Consider the following 20740-nt stretch of genomic DNA (forward strand, 5'->3'; position numbering starts at 1 on the left):
TGAGGTTATGCGTATAATGGCATGGTGCAGACAGGTCTATCATAGGCCAGATGGTGCATATGCAAACTTATAAATTTGCCTAAAGTAAGATTTTATTTCATTGTTAATTGCGGAATTTTGAACCTTATCAAAAAAAGGTTTAGAAATGCCAGTTGTATAGTGCAGCTCATTTATAAAATCGCTAAACAAGTCAAAATCTTTTGAGGTTAAATTATTCAAAGAACTGCCCGCTTTTTTATTAATGCTTTCTATCATTTTTTGTGAGGAGAAGCTATCGTTGTTATCATCAATATAATCCATTCCATTGACAAGCAATTGATAAACTGAATTGACTATATTTGAGGCAAGCAGCGTATTTTTATCTTTTATGCCGTCGGGAAGAAAAGTGTCAAATGAATACTTCACGATAGACGATGTTCTGGCCAATGCATCGCCTGTTGCTACAATCAAACAGCCTTTTAGACTATTCGTTGCTTTCTCTTTTTCTGTATTAGTCATATTGGATTCTAAAATTTTATTAAGCTCATCTTTATAAAGAGTTAGTGCATTCTCAATACCGCCTGACTTTAAAGTGCCCTCGGAGCTCGCCATATTTGAATTTCCTGTAATAATTGTTGATACATTTTTTAATTTCTGAATGAGTTTTTCATCAAAGTTCATGCTCTTAGTATCTAATCTCAGAACATCTTGCATAAAGCTGTAAGGGTTAAGCCCCGGTAAAAAGTCATAAGGCGTAATTGCATGAGCTTCGAGCCGTGGAGCTTCTAACCCTTTTTGATATCTGTCCCAAAGTACATCAACACTGCCAAAATTAAATTTTAGATCTTTAAGATTAGCAATAGCATGATTTTCGCTATTCATAATGATTTCTTGACTTCCATCGGCATATTTTGGGTCTTCAAGTTTTTCTTGGGCTGCTTTTGACAAGGTCAAAACCACAGCTTGATCGTTAGTGTTGCTGGTATTATCTTGTATATTTGTCTTAAGCAAGGGTGGTGTGATGTTAATAGCCTTTTTTGTAATTTTGTTGGAATGTAGCGCAGTGACATTAGACACGTCCATGACAAATGCACCTCTTTATTATTGTTTCTAAAATAATTATCGAAGGAATTTCCAATTTGATTAACGGATAATTAAGAATTAGGGCTTACTAGAAGTTTCTACCATTCGGAGTAACATAATTTTTTCGGACAATAAAGTAAGTTGCAGTTTTAGTTGTGATAGGCGATCTACTAAAAAAATAAGCTGTCGACTATTTATTTATCGACAGCTTATTATTATTTAATTAATAACCGAGGATATAAAACAAGGTGTTTTCAGTTGCAGTAGTTGCGAGATGGGTGTTGAAATTATCATTTGCAGTATAAATATAAAGTTCACCGTGGTCGTAAATATGCAATCGAACTGTATAAACACTATATAACCCATACGCTACAGGAGTTTGCATACCTACTTGAAAATCACCGTTGCCATCTGTTGATACTATATTAGAGCGGCGTTTGAAGAGTACACTATTATTCCCATGATCGGGAGACCAAGCTTCATCTACTAATTCAACGCGAACCTGTTCAAAAGGAACGCCCCGGCCTAAACTGTCTATAATGCGGCCAGAAACAATAAAATTCGTAAATCCTGACACAAGATAACGCATACCAGCATTCCAATTAACTCTTTCAGGTTCACTGTACGAAAGATCGATAAATGTAGCTTTTGCCGGTATTCTTGTTTTGGTGAACTCTAAGGGATAAGAAGCAATTGGTACAAAACTGCTTGCATCACCATAATATCCAACAGTAAGGTAGTAAACTGCAGTATTGAAGCCATCTATTCGGTATATTTCGTTTGTCATCGGTAGTGTTAATATGGGGTTTAAATTCTGATCATACAAATGAATTATAAAATTACTTCCTAATGGAGATGCAAGAACATAAGAACCGGACTCGGATAAAGTAATTTTAAAATATTCCTGATCACAAATATAATTGATTTTTCCAGTAACAGACAATGCGTCTGTAAACTCTCGTGCGTTATAAAAGTTGCTGCCAATTAAATCATAATTATTGTGTAATTGCAAATAGAATTCATACGGATTACTATTAGCTGGGGCAAGTGGTATAACTCTTAAAAAATACACTCCGGTTGAACTATTATCAATATAATTAATCGTTTCGTTTTCTCCTGAAGTTCCAAAAGCTACAACCGATAAAGTAGCTAAATCACTCTGTAATTGGTATAAAGCTACAATGCAACTTTGACTAGCAGCTTGTATAAATCGATAATTAATTTTTACCTTAGGCGATGTTGATGGAACGTAGAAATAGTACCAGTTTTCAACTCCATTTGCAACAATGCTATCTAATTGGGGTGAATTAAGATAGGAAGCATCAAGATAGAGTGCAGTATTGGGGTCATGGTTCCCCTCAACTCTAACATCAATTTGTTCAGTAGATTTTGTTTTATCTTTTATATTATCTAAATTTACTTTGAATTTACTTTCTTTCAATGCTATTTGTCTTTGGTTGCTTGCATTTTGAATCATTTTTTCAACTATTGGCAAACTTTGTTTAATCATTGCGCTCATATAAACGGCCACCTCATTTTACGGTTTAGGTTGCTTCTACCAGGATTTAACTCACTCCCGACTAAAGAGCTTCTTGTTCAAGGAGTTCTCTGTTAAATGCTTAAATTAGATGTTAGTTGAGCTGAGGGTTTTTATTTATCAAAATAAAGATTTCTGTTAGTGACTTAAAAGTTGTAAAAGGCCTCCTCTTTCTTTATATGCATCTTATTGTATATTTGTTTAGTAAAATGTGAAAAAGTTTTATTTTTTGCTCAGAGGTTTATAATAGACCGCAATTGTTGTTATTAAAGATAAAGAGCAGAGACCCGGTAAAAATGTATGGATTTATAGCATACTAATAGGAAGAATTTTGAAGGGGAAATCTTGTGTGCAACTAGATGCTATCAGGAGGAGATGGCAGCCTTAAAAGAGAATAGTTTCCTAAATCCAAGGCAAGTGGGGTGGAAAAAATGGCGATAAGTGACGATGTACTCTCCTACTTAAATCAGGCATGTGATAACTGGGTCCTAACCCAAATCATTGATAAGTTTCAGGAAGGAATTATCGCCGTTGATGCTGATGGCCGCATCTTCTATGTCAATGAAATGTACTCAAGGATTTTAGGTGTCGCAAAAGACCATGTTTTAGGAAAGCAAATACAAAAAGTTGAACCTGGAGCAACTATACTTGACGTTGTAAAATTAGGCGAACCGGTATTAGGAAAAGCTGTACATATTAAGTCACTAAAAAGAGATGTTGTAGTAAACATTCATCCCATAAAAAAGGACAAAAAAATAGTCGCTGCAGTATCAATCTTCCGCGACGTAACTGAGACGAAAAAACTAAGTGAAGCTCTTAACCGGGCTGAAGGCTTGGCGGAATACTTTCGGAATCAATTAGAAGAACATGATTATTTATTAAGTAAGTCGATTATTGGTAAGCATCCCGCCTTTCTCAAAGCGTTATTACAAGCTATGATCGTTGCTAAAACAGATGCCTCGGTATTAATTGGCGGGGAGAATGGCGTTGGGAAAGAAATCATTGCTAAAGCGATTCACCAAAATAGTAGTAGAGCCAGTAAACCATTGATTAGTGTAAATTGTGCAGCCATTCCCGAAACCCTGCTGGAAAGTGAATTGTTTGGCTACGAGGAAGGTTCATTTACCGGGGCTAAGCGGGGTGGAAAACTAGGCAAATTCGAATTAGCTGAGGGAGGAACAATCTTCCTTGATGAAATCGGTGACATGTCACCGTTCATGCAGTCAAAGCTGCTTCGTGTTTTGCAGGAAAAAGAAATAGAGAAGATTGGACGTACCCAGAGCATTCCCATTGATGTGAGAGTCATAGCCGCCACGAACAAGTCGCTGGAACAAATGATTAAGCAGGGCCAGTTTCGAACTGATTTATACTACCGGTTAAATGTTGTGTCTATTAAAATGCCACCGTTACGTGAGCGCGGTGAAGATATTGGATTGCTGTCTCAGTATTTTCTGCACCAAAATAACGAAAAGTACAAAAAAGCCCGAACTCTTTCTGCCGAAGCCATCCGCTTTCTTTCGACTTATGAGTGGCCTGGCAACGTTCGAGAGCTGCAAAACTGTATAGAATATGCGGTAATTATGTGTGCTGAGCAAGAGATCCGTATTGAGCATCTACCTGCGCATATTAGTAATGAGGCAGTTTCGCAAAGTGTATCGTCATTACCCGGAACGCTTTCTACTATGGAGACACTAAGAATAAACAAGCAGGCGGAAGAACGCGAGTTAATTAAACAAGCATTGGATGTTTGCAATAATAATAAGACTCAGGCTATGAAGATGATTGGAATAAGCCGCAGAGCTTTTTATAAGAAACTAAAAAATTACGGATATATGTAGATACGGTATACATATGTATACGTTTGGCGCAGGGTTTTCTCGTTGAGAAAACCCTGCTTTGTTTACCACAGTATACAATGATAGGTGGAATTATCGTCAAATTATCTTGAATATTCAGCAAAATCAAGGGTTGTAATGATGTAGAAATGCTTGGCATGAATATTGCAAATTTAAGCTACATGAAAATCAGTTCAGGGAGGAGGAATATTATCGACTAAGCACAAAGCGAAGTGAGTGAAGCTGAAAAAGTATTTGAGGGGGTATATGTATGGAGAAAAAGCCCTATGCCGATGTTTGGGGAGATACAGTCGACCTCAAGCATCTTGCAATTGCAATGGGAATTGGAATTATTATCAGTCTATCGTTTTATATCCTGGGCCTCAACTATCTACAAGCGAACTTCTCTAAGCTGGCAGCAAATTTAATGACTGCTTATGCACTGCTAATAGGAATAGCAGGATGTCTTTTATCGGCTATCATTTCAGCAAAGCTGTTTAAACCAAAGCGGAAATTGAACGAAGAGGAATTTTCTGAGGCAGACCGTCTTGCTGCCTTGGAAGAATTGAAAATTGATATAGATAAAGAAGCAGAAGAGCTTCAATCTGTAGGGCCAAAAGTTATACAAGAAATGAAAGATTTGCAAATATACGACTTGTTTGCTCAGAAGAATGCTAAAAGCAAGGTAGGTGAAGTACAAGATGGACGCGCTGTTTCTCAATGATCTATTGTGGGGGTTAGGGGCTGCTCTTGCGGGAGGTATCATTTTTTCCGGGATTGGGTTGATATCAGGTACCGATGAAACGGCGACTATTGCACCGTTAACCCTGCTAGTAATCTTACTGGGATTTCCACCTGTAGCAGTTTTTGCCTGGTTTATAGCCGCTGCTGTTTCCAAACATATGACACACGCCATACCAACAGCGCTGATGGGGGTTCCGGGTGATACCATGGCAGTTCCTATGCTTCAGGATGCCAGTATTCTTCGGCGCTTAGGCGTACCACATATTGCTCTGCGGAAGATGATTTCGGGAGGTATTATAGCTGCTTTTGTTGCTCTGCCAATCTCTGTTGGCTTTGCCACGCTGTTAGCTCCTTTTGCTGAAGCAGTTAAATCGTGGGCTCCGATTATCTTTACCATCGCTGCTGTTATCATCGCTTATACATCTGGTGGCAAATGGGCCAGTGTCTTTGTTTTAATACCCTTTGCATTCTTAATCCAGGGACTAAACAAAATGGCTATTGCGGCGTTAGGTAAAGGGGTCTTCATCAGTATCTTTTTGGGTATAGCCATAGGCCCAATGTTTGCTGATCTGGTGACTCTGCTTTCACCAATATCAAGACACTTGCTTACTCGCAGTCAGCCCCGGGAGTTCTGGCTGGCACCTGAACTAAAAAGCTGGAAAGGGTATTTCCCCAATCCGCTTGCTATTTTATCAGGTGAGCAGAAGATGTATACTGCCGCAGCTGCTACGGTGTCGGCCTTAACCTTTACATTTAGTCCTGTCGGGATGACTGTTATGGTAGGGGAGATTATCTCATCCCGGGTAAAGAGCTTATATCAGAGACTAACTACTTCGTTGGCTGCTATGAACGGAGTGACAGAAGCGACGTATATTGCTGAGACTGTCATTCCATTGATGGCCTTTGGTATACCGCTCAGCCCCATGGCGCTTGGTCCGGCCGCTCCGTTATTTAATGCTCCACCTGTATTTACCTCTCAACCGATTCATAACTTGCACAACTTAATGGTTCCCTATCAATACCTGTTGTATGGCTTTATAGGGATTATTGTAGCGTCTTTGGTAGCCTATCCGTTTTCGATGAATTACGCCCGTAAAGCGAGCGTCTGGGTATTGCAAACAGTTAGCCAGGAAGCGATTATCAGCATGTTTACTGGGCTCATTATTGTTCTCTCCTATTATGAAGCTGGCATTGTGGGTATCGGTATTTCCATAACTATCGCGATTCTCGGGGGTATTTTAAATCGCTTCTTTGGCATTCATACAGGAGTGCAGTATATGACTTACTATGCATCAAGTTACATAGTTCTTACGTTATTCGGAATCAAGTAAATACAACAATGTTTTCTGTAATGTTACAAAGGAGATGATTTTTTGAAAACAGTACGTATTGGTGGTGGGCAAGGCTTCTGGGGTGATATTAACGATGCTGCAATTCATATGGTCAAGACAGGTGATCTTCAATATCTAGCGTGTGATTACTTAGCCGAATTAACCTTATCCATTATGCAGCGGCAGCGTCAGCGTAACTCTGAGCGAGGATTTGCCCAGGATTTCATTGATATGCTGCGGGTCATTCTAAAGGAATGCCTGGATAAGAATATCAAAGTTCTATCTAATGCCGGCGGAATGAATGTGCAAGGAGCGGTCAACGAAATTAAAAAGCTTGCTATTAGCCAACAAATTAGTAATTTTAAAATAGGGTATGTAACGGGAGATGACTTGTTAGAGCAGTTGAGGGATTTGCAGTCACAGGGAATCACAATGAAAAACTTAGATAACGGCCGGGATTTTAACGAAATTAAAGACCGGATTGTGAACGCTAATGTTTACTACGGTCATGAGCCTGTCCTATCTTGCTTGGAAATGGGGGCAAACGTAGTGGTAACCGGTCGTGCCACCGATTCCAGCTTGTTCCTTGCACCTTTAGCATATGAGTATGGCTGGAAGCCGCAGGATTGGAATGACTTGGCGAAAGGTATTATAGTAGGGCATCTTCTGGAGTGCGGTGGCCAAGGCAGTGGCGGGAACTTTGATTATGGTTGGCGTGAAGTACCAGATCTTGACTCACTCGGTTATCCAATTGCGGCAGTGAATGAAAATGGGGAGATTATTATTACAAAAGCCCCCGGTTGCGGTGGTTTAATCTCTGAACAAACCTGCAAAGAGCAGCTCCTTTATGAAATTCATGATCCGGCTAATTACATTACACCTGATGTTAGTGTCGATGTAAGTAAAGCAAGGCTGACCCAAACCGGCAAGAATCAGGTTCGTCTTGACGGCGTGTTTGGCAAAGCGCGGCCTGAACAATTAAAGTTATGTATTGGCTACCAGGCCGGTTATAAAATTGAGGGCTATTTACCTTTTGCCTGGCCTGATGCTTATGAGAAGGCACAATGTGCAGCGGAAATATTGAAAAAGCGGCTGGCTAAAAAGGGACTCCAAGCAGAGGAAATACGGGTAGATTACTTAGGGGTAAATGCTCTGCATGGACCGATAGCTGCCCCGCTTACTAGCGAACCGAATGAGGTTGTCATGCGGATGACAATAAGAACGAAGGATAAGAAGGAGGCTCAAAAACTAGCACCGGAGATTGCTCCCTTGCAACTAAATGGACCACCGGGTGCATGCTTCTTCGGTGGAAGACCTAAAGTAAGCGAGATTATTGCACTTTGGCCTACGCTTATTCCTCGTGATGCTGTGAAATTGACACCACATATTTTGGAGGTGAAGTAATGGCTAAGTGTTTACTTAAAGATGTGGCCCACGCCCGTTCAGGGGATAAAGGAAACATCAGTAATATTTGCTTATACGCTCGTGATCCGAAGGATTATGAACTGTTACAAGAACAAGTTACAGCAGAGAAGGTAAAGGAGCATTTTAAAGGGGTAGTATTGGGCGAGGTAATTCGTTATGATGTTCCTACATTAAGCGGGTTTAATTTTGTGATGAAAGAGGCTTTAGGAGGGGGAGCCACTCAGTCCTTACGACTTGATACACTGGGAAAAACAATGGCATCAGCGTTGTTACGAATGGAAATTGAAAAATAGAAAGGGGCATAGCAAATGAAAACGAGTGAGTTTAAGGGGTTCTATAAGCTGTCACCGCAGCAGCGTCTTGAGGAAGTTGCTAAGTTTAGTAACTTGTCTGAAGAAGAAGTTTCGTTACTTGCTGAGACAGGTGCTCTCAGCATAGAAGCGGCAGACCATATGATTGAAAATGTATTTAGTGTTATGCCACTGCCCATGGGGATAGCCGTTAACTTTATGATTAACGGCAAGGATTATCTCATTCCAATGGCAGTTGAAGAACCATCTGTTGTTGCCGCGGCGAGCAATGCTGCTAGGATGGCTCGGATAAAAGGCGGATTCTTTACAAGTAATACAGGTCCAATTATGCGGGCTCAAATTCAAATTGTGAATGTAGCAGACCCGTATGCAGCTCGTTTTAAGTTATTTGAAGCTCGTGAAAAACTCATGGAAATAGCAAATTCTCAGGACCCAATGCTTATTAGCCTGGGCGGCGGGATGAAAGATCTGGAAGTACAAATAGTACCATCACCATTAGGTACAATGGTAGTTATGCACCTGATTGCGGATACCCGGGATGCTATGGGAGCAAATACAGTAAATACTATGGCTGAGGCGCTAGCTCCTTATATTGAACAAATTACTGGTGGCAAAGTCTATCTGCGTATTTTGTCTAACTTGGCTGATAAACGACTGGTTCGCGTACGGACCGTGATAGATAAAGAGACACTGGGAGGAGAGGATGTCGTTGACGGTATTGTATGGGCCTATACCTTTGCCTCTGTAGACCCTTATCGCGCCGCAACGCACAATAAAGGAATTATGAACGGCATCATTCCTGCCGTGACTGCCACAGGGAATGATACACGCGCTATTGAGGCAGGTGCACATGCCTATGCAGCTCGCAATGGCCGGTATACTTCTTTAACGGTATGGGAAAAGAATAAAGATGGTGATCTAGTAGGTACGATCGAAGTGCCGATGGCAGTTGGCTTAGTCGGAGGAGCAACCAAGGTTCATCCTGTGGCGCGTTTAGCAGTAAAGATTCTTGGTGTTAAGTCAGCAGTTGAGTTAGGAGAAGTTATTGCGGCTGTTGGATTAGCGCAGAATCTCACTGCATTAAAAGCATTAGCTACCGAAGGAATTCAACGCGGCCATATGTCCCTCCATGCAAGGAACGTAGCAGTGGCAGCAGGTGCTACTCCAGATATTATCGATCAGGTTGTAGCGGAAATGGTGAAAGCACGTAAGGTAAGGCAAGATTATGCTGAAGAGCTGGTTAAACAGGTAAAGAAATAAATATGAGTATGCCCAATTTAAAATTTATGGTTCCTGTGCATCGAACTAAAATTAAAGACAAAGAACAATGACCATGCTACAATAATAAATAACAATATATTTTCTCATTTTCAAGCTTGGAAAAGGTAGCTAGGGTTCCGCCTCTTACGAGGGCTGCGACCGAGCGCTACAGCCCGCTCTCGCGGGGGCACCTATTGGCACAAAAAGCCCGAGGGGGATAGCTTGGCGTATTTAAGTGCGTCAAGATATCTCTCCGGGCTTATTTTTTTTGAAGGGGTTGTTGTTTATGATTGCCGATCAATATGACGTTTTTCTTTTTGACCTTGATGGTGTGATTTACCTCGATGATGCTGTTTTAGCAGGAAGCAGAAGATGTATTCGAAAACTCCGGGCAATGGGTAAAACGGTTTATTTTGTTACGAATGATCCGCGGCCAACCAGACAAGAGCTGTGCAATCGCTTAAATTCCATGAAAATTGTAGTATCACCGGAAGAAATTATTACTTCCGGGTGGGCCACCGCTCAATATCTTGCGAAAAACAATATTTCCAACGTTTTTGCAATTGCCACTGCAGGGTTTACCAGCGAACTGGAGGCCGTTGGCATTAAAGCTAACTTTGACGGCTCTTGCCAAGCGGTTGTGGCAGGTTACAATGAAAACACAAATTTTGTGCAAATTCAGCAGGCGATACGACACTTAGAGGCAGGAGCCCGATTTATTGCCACAAATGGGGATCAATCATTTCCGGGACGAGATGGCCGGTGTATTGCGACAGGGGCCATGGTGGAGCTGATTCGCAAGGTTAGCGGGAAACAACCACTTATTATTGGCAAGCCGTATTCTTATTTATTTTCAGCTGCTTTACAGAGTATTACTCCAGGTTCGCGGATCGTAATGATCGGCGATAGTCTGGAGACAGATATTCTGGGTGCGCACAGACAGGGGATTGATGCGATTCTTTTATCCAAAGATAGGTGCTGCTTTCCGTCAAAACACGATTACCGGATGCCTGACAAGATTATCACTCATTTGTGGGAGCTGTTTAAACCCACTGAAGAGGTAAAACCTTGGAGAAACCCAGGTTTTGTATGGCCGGATGCTGTAAAACCCGGTGTAGCGGCAGTCATATTTAATGGTCAGCGGCAGGTACTGTTGGTTAAACGTAAGGATAATGGTTTGTGGAGTCTTCCGTCGGGGCACCTGGAAATTGGCGAAACAGTTACCGACGCAATTAAACGGGAAATACAAGAAGAAACAGGGCTGATAGTAGAGGTAGAGAAGTTAGTAGGCGTCTATTCCGATCCGGTTTCGCAAGTCTTTTCTTATCCGTCCGGTTCAGCCACTCACTTCATCACTTTGAGCTTTTTATGCTGCATAATCGGTGGAGAACTGCAGGCAGATGATCGTGAAATTGCTGAAGCTGCTTTTTTTGATACAAGTCATCTGCCGGCTAATATTCTAAAAATGCATCCCCAATGGTTAACAGACGCATTGGCGAACCAAAGTTTTTCTTTTCTCCGGTGAATGTTTTGTTATTGACAATGCAAAACTAATTATCATATAATTGACCCCGGTCAGTATGGGTTTGAGAAGCGACAGTATAAGTTTATTTTTAGTCAGGGAGTTGCTGCAAATATGAGAGTCCGAAAAGATCCCGAAGTCCGGCAATCAGAGTTAATTGATGCGGCTCTAGAGTTATTTATTTCTGTTGGCTATGAAAAAACAATGGTTGTTGATATTGTTAAAAAAGTCGGTGTAGCCAAGGGGACGTTCTTTTACTACTTTCCAACAAAGGAAGCTGTTTTAGAAGCGATCTGCACGCGCTGGGCTGCTGAAATGGCGACCTCCTACCAATTAAAAAGCCGCCATCATACGGCAATCAACAAACTGCACACTTTCATTTCCGAGCTATTACTTCCCAGTCAGGTTGATGTTCTTATTGACAGATTATGGGATGAGAAGCAATTCAATTTAGTTTATAGTAGCTGGCAACAGCATGTCGAAACCGTATTTAACCCTCTTTTGGAAGAGATTATCCATCAGGGAAATCAAGAGGGTACCATGCATGTGGATTATATAAAGGAAACGATTGCTTTTTTCTGGAGTACAATAGACTGCTTATTAGAAGTTGCATATTCAAAAGAACCCCAGGAAACCTATCGTATTAAAACAAAAATTGCCGAATCCGTGCTGGAACGAATTTTGGGAATTGAGGAGGGTATGCTCGAATTATCGATTCCCTAAGTTTTAATTGCGTACTATGCGCAGTTTTTTTCTTATTTAACTGACCCGGGTCATTAAATAGAGTTCTACAAGTCGTCCTTACTTTTGGCGGCATGCCCAAATTAATTAAAAGGTGGTATTTATTGTGATGAGCATTGAAACCGAAAGACTAATGATAAGAAAATTTCAGGAGCAGGATGCAGCGGGATTATGGGATTATCTCTCCAACCCGCGCGTCAATTGCTTTTTTGATGAAAAACTCAACACCTTTGACGATGCTGTTGCCGAGGTGAAGAAACGAAGTAGTGACGAAACCCAGTTCGCTGTATGCTTGAAAGAAACTGATGCAATTATTGGGAATTTATTCTTAGCAAAAGATGAACCTGATACGTACAGTGTTGGTTGGCAGTTTAACGAAAGATACGAAGGAAAAGGATACGCAGGCGAAGCAGCAAGAGCCTTTCTGGATTTTCTGTTTAATGATAAGAATGCAAGACGGATTTATGCTTATACAGAAGATTACAATGTTCGTTCACAAAAACTATGTGAGCGGCTCGGTATGCGCAGAGAAGCATATTATATAGAGTTTATATCGTTCATAAAAAATCCAGATGGAACACCGAAGTACGAAAATACGTTTGAGTATGCCATTTTGAAGAAGGAATGGGAACCCTGCAGGGGGACAGCCTGTCAGGTTAACCTTTAAAGGAAGTATCCGCACTGGCCAAGAAGTATAATAGTAAAGTGATGTTTGCAGGTATGCATCTTAAATACTCCGGTTGAGCGGGGCGGCAATAATGTTTAGTAGAGAATATGATAAATGAAGTGTTGTCATTACCAAAGAAAGTCCCTGCAGAAATGGCACTCTGCAGGGATCTAAAATTTCAGCAAATAATTTAGTCATTAATCAATATGTACATAGGTGCTTCACTTACGGTTTGATTTTTTACCACAGTTAATCTTTGTTTGGTTCTCTAACGGCACATAGAAGTTGTAGGTGCCTACAAGTAGAGTGGTAATACGAGGATCTGGCCTGTGCGGGTTGATGAAAATCAGTCCGTACAATGTAGGTCGTCTAGCGTATTTCTCGACTTTTGCTAGTAATTATGGTATTATATCTCCAGCAAAAACTGATACCATTTCGTGTTTGGTACTGTCGTATGACAATTACCGATTGACCTAGGATGCTGGTATTTTTATAGGCTGGTTGCGGAACAGAAGTATATTAAGTAAGGATTGAAAGCATGAATAATAAAATTTCAAAGATTATCAGTGAGAGTATTGCCGAAGAGCTGGAAATAGAGGCTGGCGATAAATTAATCAGCATCAATGGAACTGAGATTAAAGATATAATAGATTATAAGTTCTTAATGGCAGATGATTACGTAGAAGTTGAAATAGAAAAGCAAGATGGAGAGATTTGGACTTTTGAAGTTGAAAAAGACTATCAAGAGGATTTAGGAATTGAGTTTGAAAATGGGATTATGGATGATGCGCGAAGCTGCCATAATAACTGCCTTTTTTGTTTTATTGATCAATTGCCTGAGGGAATGCGCAACACTCTGTATTTCAAAGACGATGATTCAAGATTATCGTTTCTTCAAGGTAATTTTGTAACCTTAACCAATATGACTGATGCTGATTTAGATCGGATTATTAGATATAGAATTAGTCCTATCAATGTTTCGGTACACACGACGAATGCTGAACTTAGAAAAAAAATGTTGAATAACAGGTTCGCAGGAAACATTTATGAGAGACTTGAAAAGCTAGCCGATGCAGGCATTACAATGAACTGTCAAATCGTATTATGCCCTGGATACAATAATGGAGAAGAATTAATTAAAACAGTCAATGACTTATATAAATTATATCCATCAGTAGAAAACGTAGCAGCAGTACCCGTTGGCGTTACTAAATTCAGAAAGAATCTAAAAGAAGTCACGTTATACGATGCTGATAGTGCCAAGGCAGAACTCGATAATATTAGTAGGTTTCAGCAAAAGGCCCTACAGAAAATTGGTACTCCCTTTGTGCGATTATCAGATGAATTTTATGTGTTATCGGGAAATGAAATACCAGCTACTGAATTTTATGGAGATTTTGAGCAAATTGAAGATGGTGTGGGAATGATCCGCTTTTTTAGAAATTGTATTACTAAGAATCTAAAAAAGCTAAACAAGAAAGGTAAGGGGTCCTTTACCTTAATCACAGGTGTTTCCGCATACAGCGAAATCGTATGGGCTGCTAGAGAAATTGAGGGAAAAAACAACAAAATCAAAATCAATGTTCATCAAATTGTCAATGATTTTTTTGGTCCAACCATTACTGCCGGTGGCTTGCTAACCGGACAGGATATTATGAAACAGATCCAGGTAGACAGTGTTTTTGATTATATTATTATGCCTAAAAATATGTTTAAGAGTGGCGAAGATATCCTGCTTGATGATGTTACTGCTGTTGAACTCAAAGAATATTTTAATAAAGAAGTTTTAATATGTGACTTTACGGGGGAAGACCTGATCCAGCTCATTAACGAACATATAGCGCCTTGATTTTATAGCGGAACTAAACAATAGTTCCGTTATTTTTTTCATACAATTGAGCCAGTTCCGTTAACAAGCGATAAATGTGTCTAGCCAGTTTCTGCTCAAGCATACCTGTGCCGCAGCTAGGCGTCCAGATAATATTCCGGCGCAGCAGGTTGACATCCAGGCTGCAGGCCTGTAGAACAGAGCACTGTTGTTCAAACAATTGTGCTAAATCGGCAGCGGTGGTTTGCCAGGCTTCTTCAGATGTGGGGATCAGGCCCCAGGCCAGCTTTCCGCCGCGGAGCAAAAAGTCTTGCAAATATTGTGCTTGTTCTTTCATACTATCGAAATAGGTATATGCGTCAAAGCTGACAATATCTAAAGGCAATGCAAATAAGATGGACCAATCAGCCGGGGCACAGACATGAACTCCTACTTTGACGTTTAGTGACTTAAGCGGCTGGATGATTTCCAGAAGAGCGGCGGCCGCAGCTTCACGGGTAAGTGCGTTATGGGCCGGGTCGTCCAAAAAGAAAAGACAAGGGTCATCAATAAAGAGCAGAACAGGCAGACGCGTTGACTGGAGCATACGGGCCTGCAGAACTCCTTGGGCGGTTATGCATTTAACCAGCAGGTCACGCAGCGTCTTATCATAAAAAGCAGCTTGGCCACATTCGTCTTTTATTTGCAGGCCTATGGAGAGTGGTCCGCTGATTTGACCTTTGACTCCCTCTGCTGCAGGAAAACGAGCAGTAAGGTGGGTAAGGAAGTAGTCCAGGCTGCTAAAGGCGTCTGGCTCTAAGGAAAAAAAGTCCAGGGCCTGTGAAGCGTTTTCCTGAAATGCGGCGTACAGTTCATAGAAGTGGGATAGATTACTGCTCCAGTCAGGTGTATTTCTGGCAAAACAGAGATTCTCTGTTTGAAGCAGTCCAGCTTTTACAAGTGGCTGCACGTATTGCATAACAAATCCTTGTTCGTTGCTGCGCTGTGGTAATTGTGGCCAATGAGGCCAATGGGGGAAGGTGCGGGATACCAGCTCAAAGGCGGCTGGTATCTCTGTATGAGGTAAGCTGCCGATGCCAATAGCCCGGTTCGCTTTTATCCAAGTCATTATCTCACTCCTCACAAATGATATTTAGCTAAATTATAGCAGGATACACCAAGATTACTCTAAAAATATTGAAATAGCAGGCCATATAATATGGCTATATGTTGTAAACTAGATTTGAAACGATACATCGTTGTCCCTCAAATAAATAATTGAGAACCTATACTCATGCTGGAACACATGACATGAACATAAAATTTACAAAGATTATCTTAATAATTTTTTATCCTTCTTTACTTGCAGTGAATAGGTAGTCGCATTATGCTGAATATGTAGAAGTATGTATGTCCACATTTTGTGGGCTGCTATTCTACAATACTTAAAAACAATTGAGGAGCATTACTATGAACCAAGAAATTTTTGCTGATGGAATTAGTGCTATCCATGTAACCGGAAACCTAGTTCGTTTAGATTTGATGACTGTGCAGCCGCAATTGAAAAGTGATAATGGGCAGCCCGTTGTCGAAGTTAACCGGAGAATCATTATGCCGCTGGAAGGCTTTGTTCAGTCGCTGGCTACTCAGCAGAATATTGTTAAACAACTACTGGAAGCAGGTATTCTGAAACAGAATAGCGTTGATCCAATTGAAGCGCCATGAATATTTTGTAGAATAGTATAAAATAGATTGATTAATGAAGATAAGAAAATAAATAAAGGCTTACATAAATGCAAATAGAGAAGGGAGATTTCATTATGCTATACAAAGGATCATGTCTTTGTGGTGAAATTACTTTCGTGATTGAAGGAGAGTTTGAGCGGTTCTTTTTTTGTCATTGTGAGCGCTGCCGTAAAGATACAGGCTCAGCTCATGCCGCTAATTTGTTTTCCTCTACAGCCAAGTTAAGTTGGTTGTCGGGCGAAAATAAAGCTAAGACTTTTAACTTTAACTCAGATGGGCATGTGAAAAGCTTCTGCACCACTTGCGGATCAGCACTCCCTAATATTCAGATGGATGGCAAGTTGCTGGTTATTCCAGCAGGGAGTATTGACAGTGAAATACATTTTAAGCCTCAAGGGCACATCTTTTTTGCAAACAAGGCTAACTGGGATAACGACTTAGAGAAAGTACCAAAGTTCGATCAACTCCCAGAAGGGAATTAACATATTTAAATAATAGCGCCTAGATGTCACAGGTTGAACGTTTACTATCTGAAAAGTGCTGAGACCGTTTCAGTTAAAAGCTGAACGGTCTTTTCTATTCTCACACCATACTCACATAGTTTCGCGCTTTCTCACACCGTGCTCACAGCATTTTTGTTATGATAACTAGTACTTTAGCAACTTTGCAAGACGGGAGGCGATCTTGTGCGCTTATGTATGACCTGCACAAATAGGCCAGGGCTATTGCTGGATATTTCACAGGTGCTGGCGAACCAGGAATGTGACATTGTAGCGCTTGAAGTGGTGAAGGGGGCACTCTATCTGGAATGCTACCTGGCTTTTGCAGAACAAATGCCGGAACTGATACGCGCATTGCAGCAGGTGGAAGATATTCATCATGTAAGTGAAGTCGCTGCTATGCCTTCAAAGGAACGGGCTGAACAACTCGAAGCTGTTCTAAGTTCATTACAAGATGGCTTATTGTCCATCAATCTGTCAGGAATAATAGAGAAATATAATAAAACAGCGATTAATATCCTGAATTTGAAGGCAGATAGTCTGGAACAGCCGCTGCCAGACGCGCTGTTGGATATTCTTTTTATTTCCCGGACAATAAGAGAAGGTCATTCCTTTCGCAATCAGGAGGTATTTATTGCGATGACCGGCAGATATTGTACAGTCAGTACCCGCCCTATGCGAAATGAAAACGGCAAAGTTACCGGTGCGGTTATTGTGCTTTGTGAAAGTCAGGGATCGTGGGCATCTAAACCGAAAACTCTGCCGTTCAAGAAAAATCAGAGTCTGTTTTTAACCGGGCAGACTCTCGAAGCGAGCCTGGGAGCGGTAGAACGGGAGATATTGCAGGCCACTATCCGCAAATTCCATTCCTCCCGGCAGGCAGGTGCAGTTCTTGGTCTGTCACATACGGCAATTCTAAAGAAACTAAAAAAACATGGCCTACAGTCTGGCAGTTATTGAAATGAAACAAGGCCATTGCAGTATTTGCAATGGCCTTGTTTGTTACTATATAGTTACTTTTATAAATCAAAATGACCGCTGGCCTCAGGCTGAAAGATGATTTTTTCTACTTGCAGCAGAACGACTCCGCCGGGCGTAGTCCATTCGACCCTGTCGTTTTCCCGGTAGCCTAAAATAGCCATGCCGATGGGTGCCAATACGGAAATTTTACCTTCCAGCATGTCGGCTTCGTCAGGATAAACCAGTGTGCAGTTCATTTCTTCGCTGCTGCTTAGATCTTTTAATAAAACCTGTGAGCGCATGGTTATGACATCAGCGGGAATAGCCTGCGGTTCTACAACCACAGCCCGCTTTAGTTCGGACTTCAATTCTAACAGATGTGTTTTGCTGCCTGGTACAAATTCTTCTTCAGTCTGAATTAACTTCTCCAGTCTCTCCAGGTCAGTACAGGTAATAAAAATGGCTCTCGACACGCTGATTTCCCCTTTCGTTCAATTTATATTATATAAATCAGAGACGTAACTCCTATGCGCGGAATACAAGATTGTACTTTTATCTGGGTATTGCTATACTGAAAAACAGAAACATTGAGGCTGTTAGGTAGTAACTAGTACATTCGCCTTGCAAGCCTGCAAAATATTCTTTGTGAGATAAGGGCAAGCGTATTGGTTACAGGCAATAACAGATATTTTAATAGAGCAGGCAGTGTAACGGATTTACTAATTTTTTCTTCCAGGTAACGTAAATATCCAGAACTAGCCGATACGAGGATCACATTCACTTCGGCTTCTTCGAGAAGTTTGGCAATAGAGCTTATTTCTATGATACTTAAATCATCTGTTCTTACGATGATGGGATATGCAGTACCTGCTTGGTTCTTTATCTCCTGAATAATGGGGATAAGGAGCTGGTAATGCGCAAGGATTTCGATTGCATCGACCCCGGCAGTCCGGCATTTTCCAACGGCAGCCGCCAATTCATGAACAAACGTGTCCCGTTTTTGTTCCATACCGTTTGTTATGCCTGAATAGTGAAGTTGTACCAAGACCTTGGCACCATAGTTATGGTATTCAGCAACTGTGCTTTTTAATTCGGCAAGCTGATCATCCGGCAACACGCCTGTATGGCATACTGCATTGTCTGCCGAAGGAGCGACGGTGCAAGCTTCAATGGTAAGCAACCGGAATCCGGCTTGGGCCATGGCAATCTGATAATCGGTTAAACTTTGCAATGGAAGACGCCTCCCTTCCGTCAAAAATCCGGCAGGTTTTTTGCCCCTTCATCAATTCGCTCAATGAAAGTTATTATAGCAAAAATGCTGTGAGTACGGTGTGAGAAAGCAGGAAATCGTGTGAGAGAATTGTGAGGAAGCTTAAATCTAAGAAAAGAAGGCATAAATATGTTTAAACGCATGAAAAGCATTACTGCTTATGCCAAACAAAAGGCAGCAGAAGCCCGGGAAAAAGAAGCAGGAACAAAAATTCTTTATACTTTGACGAATCACCTTACAGATGCAGCAGACATTCGGGATATTGCGGGGATAGCGACGAACGCCATTGGTAAAATGCTGAATAGTAATGTCGGCTGCCTGTGGCTTGACGCGAATGGCAAACAGGAGCAGATTGCTGCTAATTTTGCTGATGGAATGGAGTTTTATGACTGGCCCATCAATGGACGCGAAACGACGCTGGGGATTATCCGGGTTCCTCAAAAAGCTGCAAAAACCATGAGTGAGTCACAAACCCGTATGCTGCATGCCATGATTGAAAGCACGGCTTTGGCAATGGACCGTTTTCGCGCTATTGAACAGCGGATAAAATTTAATGAGGAAATTGCTCAAGAACGTTTTCGGGGAAATCTGCTGCGGTCGATTTCTCATGACTTGCGCACCCCCCTTTCTGGTATTATCGGAACATCGGAAATGCTATTGAATATGACGGCAGAGGACGATCCGCGATACCTTCTTATGGCGGGAATTCATAAGGATGCCAATTGGCTGCATTCTCTGGTTGAGAACATTTTGAGCCTGACCCGTCTGCAGGACGGGAAACTGGTACTTAATAAACAGGAAGAAGCCGCTGAAGAGGTCGTAGGTGCTGCCATTCGTCATATTTCACGGCATTATCCGGAGCATGAAATCGCTGTATCTGTGCCGGAGGAATTGCTGCTTGTGCCGATGGATGCCAAGCTGATCAGACAAGTATTGATCAATTTGTTGGATAATGCCATCAAGCATACGACTCTCGAGGATGAAATCCGCGTTGCGGTGACAGAGGATACAGAAAAAAACTGTGCCGTATTCTCGGTGCGTGATGGCGGTGAGGGGATTGCAGCTTCCGAGCTGCCCAATATCTTTCAGATGTTTTATACGTCGAGGGTTAAGCATTCCGATGCGCAGCCAGGCATAGGTCTGGGGCTCCCCATATGTGATGCAGTGGTAAAGGCACATGGCGGCAGTATAGAGGCCCATAATCGCTCAAATGGGCCAGGAGTGGAGTTTATCTTTACGCTCCCATTGGAGGTGAAAGAGCATGCAGCAATATAGTACTTACATCCTTGCCGTTGAGGATGACAGGCAGATACGCAATTACATCTGCTACTTACTGAATGCAGAAGGCTACAGGCATATTGCCGCAAGCACTGGTGAAGGAGCCTTAAGCCTGCTGGTATCGGAACCGATTGATGTGATGCTGCTGGATTTGGGACTGCCGGATATTGACGGTATGGAGATCATCAGAAAAGTGCGCGAATGGTCGGATATGCCGATTATCGTTATTTCTGCCCGTGATCAGGATAAGGAGAAGGCAGCTGCCCTTGATTTGGGAGCCGATGATTACTTGACAAAGCCCTTTTCAGCAACAGAGCTTTTTGCCCGGATACGTGTCGTGCTGCGCTATTTGTATAAGCAGAATAACGGCAGCAAGGTGCAGAGTATTCTCCAGGTAGGCGGATTGCAGATTGACCTTGACAAGCGGTTGCTTTATGTTGATGGCGGCGAAACTCATGTTACGCCTATGGAATATAATTTATTGGCGCTCTTTTTTAAGAATATAGGAAAAGTGCTGACTACTAAGCAAATTTTGAAGGAAATATGGGGAATCGGATACGGCAGTGATACGCAGGCTCTCAGGGCTCTCATGGCTGGACTCAGGCGAAAAATCGAAAAGAATCCGGCCAAACCACGGTATATCCTGACCGAAATAGGGGTGGGCTACCGCCTTGTTGATGAGTAAGGAATTGGAAGAACTGACACATAAAAAAGAAGCCAGGCAAAGCCGGCTTCTCAGCGTGT

The 20740-nt window shown here is 41.7% G+C and carries 20 protein-coding genes; 15 read left to right on the top strand and 5 right to left on the bottom strand.

Annotated features, from left to right (window positions below):
- Positions 1 to 39 precede the first annotated feature (39 nt).
- Complete coding sequence (locus tag RTR76_RS04635) at positions 40 to 1062, bottom strand: hypothetical protein (RefSeq protein ID WP_312517184.1); 1023 nt, start codon at positions 1060 to 1062, stop codon at positions 40 to 42.
- 223 nt (positions 1063 to 1285) lie between these two features.
- Entirely contained in the window at positions 1286 to 2581 is a 1296-nt protein-coding gene (locus RTR76_RS04640; protein ID WP_312517186.1) for a hypothetical protein, read from the bottom strand.
- A 449-nt stretch (positions 2582 to 3030) separates the two neighbouring features.
- On the opposite strand from RTR76_RS04640, the gene RTR76_RS04645 reads away from it, so the two are divergent.
- The 10 genes from RTR76_RS04645 to RTR76_RS04690 all read left to right on the top strand — a co-directional run bounded on the left by RTR76_RS04645 (position 3031) and on the right by RTR76_RS04690 (position 14284).
- A complete protein-coding gene (locus RTR76_RS04645; protein ID WP_312517188.1) occupies positions 3031 to 4437 on the top strand; it encodes a sigma 54-interacting transcriptional regulator in 1407 nt (468 codons plus the stop codon).
- Between the two features lie 268 nt (positions 4438 to 4705).
- Entirely contained in the window at positions 4706 to 5158 is a 453-nt protein-coding gene (locus tag RTR76_RS04650) for a hypothetical protein (RefSeq protein WP_312517190.1), read from the top strand.
- The gene (locus RTR76_RS04655; RefSeq protein WP_312517192.1) at positions 5136 to 6509 is read left to right on the top strand and encodes a tripartite tricarboxylate transporter permease; all 1374 of its coding nucleotides are present in this window, start codon (positions 5136 to 5138) and stop codon (positions 6507 to 6509) included. Before RTR76_RS04650 ends, RTR76_RS04655 begins: the two co-directional genes overlap by 23 nt.
- Before the next feature lie 42 nt (positions 6510 to 6551).
- Positions 6552 to 7913 (top strand): acyclic terpene utilization AtuA family protein, encoded by a 1362-nt coding sequence (locus RTR76_RS04660; protein ID WP_312517194.1) that lies wholly within the window; start codon positions 6552 to 6554, stop codon positions 7911 to 7913.
- Positions 7913 to 8227, top strand: a complete 315-nt coding sequence (locus RTR76_RS04665) for a hypothetical protein (protein ID WP_132079807.1) — start codon at positions 7913 to 7915, stop codon at positions 8225 to 8227. Before RTR76_RS04660 ends, RTR76_RS04665 begins: the two co-directional genes overlap by 1 nt.
- A 15-nt stretch (positions 8228 to 8242) precedes the next feature.
- A complete protein-coding gene (locus RTR76_RS04670; RefSeq protein ID WP_312517196.1) occupies positions 8243 to 9505 on the top strand; it encodes a hydroxymethylglutaryl-CoA reductase, degradative in 1263 nt (420 codons plus the stop codon).
- 286 nt (positions 9506 to 9791) lie between these two features.
- Entirely contained in the window at positions 9792 to 11030 is a 1239-nt protein-coding gene (locus RTR76_RS04675; protein WP_312517198.1) for an HAD-IIA family hydrolase, read from the top strand.
- Between the two features lie 111 nt (positions 11031 to 11141).
- Complete coding sequence (locus RTR76_RS04680) at positions 11142 to 11750, top strand: TetR/AcrR family transcriptional regulator (protein WP_312517200.1); 609 nt, start codon at positions 11142 to 11144, stop codon at positions 11748 to 11750.
- Between the two features lie 127 nt (positions 11751 to 11877).
- Positions 11878 to 12435 (top strand): GNAT family N-acetyltransferase, encoded by a 558-nt coding sequence (locus tag RTR76_RS04685; RefSeq protein ID WP_312517269.1) that lies wholly within the window; start codon positions 11878 to 11880, stop codon positions 12433 to 12435.
- Positions 12436 to 12973: 538 nt separating this feature from the next.
- Positions 12974 to 14284, top strand: coding sequence for a DUF512 domain-containing protein (locus RTR76_RS04690; RefSeq protein ID WP_312517202.1), 1311 nt, complete (start codon positions 12974 to 12976; stop codon positions 14282 to 14284).
- Between the two features lie 13 nt (positions 14285 to 14297).
- On the opposite strand, the gene RTR76_RS04695 is transcribed toward RTR76_RS04690, so the two are convergent.
- Positions 14298 to 15371 (bottom strand): hypothetical protein, encoded by a 1074-nt coding sequence (locus RTR76_RS04695; protein WP_312517204.1) that lies wholly within the window; start codon positions 15369 to 15371, stop codon positions 14298 to 14300.
- A 341-nt stretch (positions 15372 to 15712) separates the two neighbouring features.
- On the opposite strand from RTR76_RS04695, the gene RTR76_RS04700 reads away from it, so the two are divergent.
- The 3 genes from RTR76_RS04700 to RTR76_RS04710 all read left to right on the top strand — a co-directional run bounded on the left by RTR76_RS04700 (position 15713) and on the right by RTR76_RS04710 (position 17448).
- The gene (locus RTR76_RS04700; protein ID WP_312517206.1) at positions 15713 to 15967 is read left to right on the top strand and encodes a hypothetical protein; all 255 of its coding nucleotides are present in this window, start codon (positions 15713 to 15715) and stop codon (positions 15965 to 15967) included.
- Positions 15968 to 16062: 95 nt separating this feature from the next.
- Positions 16063 to 16470 (top strand): GFA family protein, encoded by a 408-nt coding sequence (locus tag RTR76_RS04705; protein WP_312517208.1) that lies wholly within the window; start codon positions 16063 to 16065, stop codon positions 16468 to 16470.
- A gap of 204 nt (positions 16471 to 16674) precedes the next feature.
- Positions 16675 to 17448 carry a TyrR/PhhR family helix-turn-helix DNA-binding protein gene (locus RTR76_RS04710; protein WP_312517210.1) on the top strand — a complete coding sequence of 258 codons (774 nt, stop codon included), beginning with the start codon at positions 16675 to 16677 and terminating at the stop codon, positions 17446 to 17448.
- Positions 17449 to 17507: 59 nt separating this feature from the next.
- Here RTR76_RS04710 and rnk read toward each other — a convergent pair whose 3' ends face one another.
- Complete coding sequence (rnk, locus tag RTR76_RS04715; protein ID WP_312517212.1) at positions 17508 to 17921, bottom strand: nucleoside diphosphate kinase regulator; 414 nt, start codon at positions 17919 to 17921, stop codon at positions 17508 to 17510.
- Between the two features lie 134 nt (positions 17922 to 18055).
- Positions 18056 to 18679, bottom strand: a complete 624-nt coding sequence (locus tag RTR76_RS04720) for a hypothetical protein (protein ID WP_312517214.1) — start codon at positions 18677 to 18679, stop codon at positions 18056 to 18058.
- A gap of 168 nt (positions 18680 to 18847) precedes the next feature.
- Here RTR76_RS04720 and RTR76_RS04725 point away from each other — a divergent pair, with 168 nt between their 5' ends.
- Positions 18848 to 19993 (top strand): ATP-binding protein, encoded by a 1146-nt coding sequence (locus RTR76_RS04725; protein ID WP_312517216.1) that lies wholly within the window; start codon positions 18848 to 18850, stop codon positions 19991 to 19993.
- Complete coding sequence (locus RTR76_RS04730) at positions 19980 to 20681, top strand: response regulator transcription factor (RefSeq protein WP_312517218.1); 702 nt, start codon at positions 19980 to 19982, stop codon at positions 20679 to 20681. Before RTR76_RS04725 ends, RTR76_RS04730 begins: the two co-directional genes overlap by 14 nt.
- Positions 20682 to 20740: the final 59 nt, after the last annotated feature.

Origin of the sequence: Anaerospora sp. (assembly GCF_032013335.1) — a bacterium.
GTDB lineage: Bacteria > Bacillota > Negativicutes > Sporomusales > DSM-15969 > Anaerospora.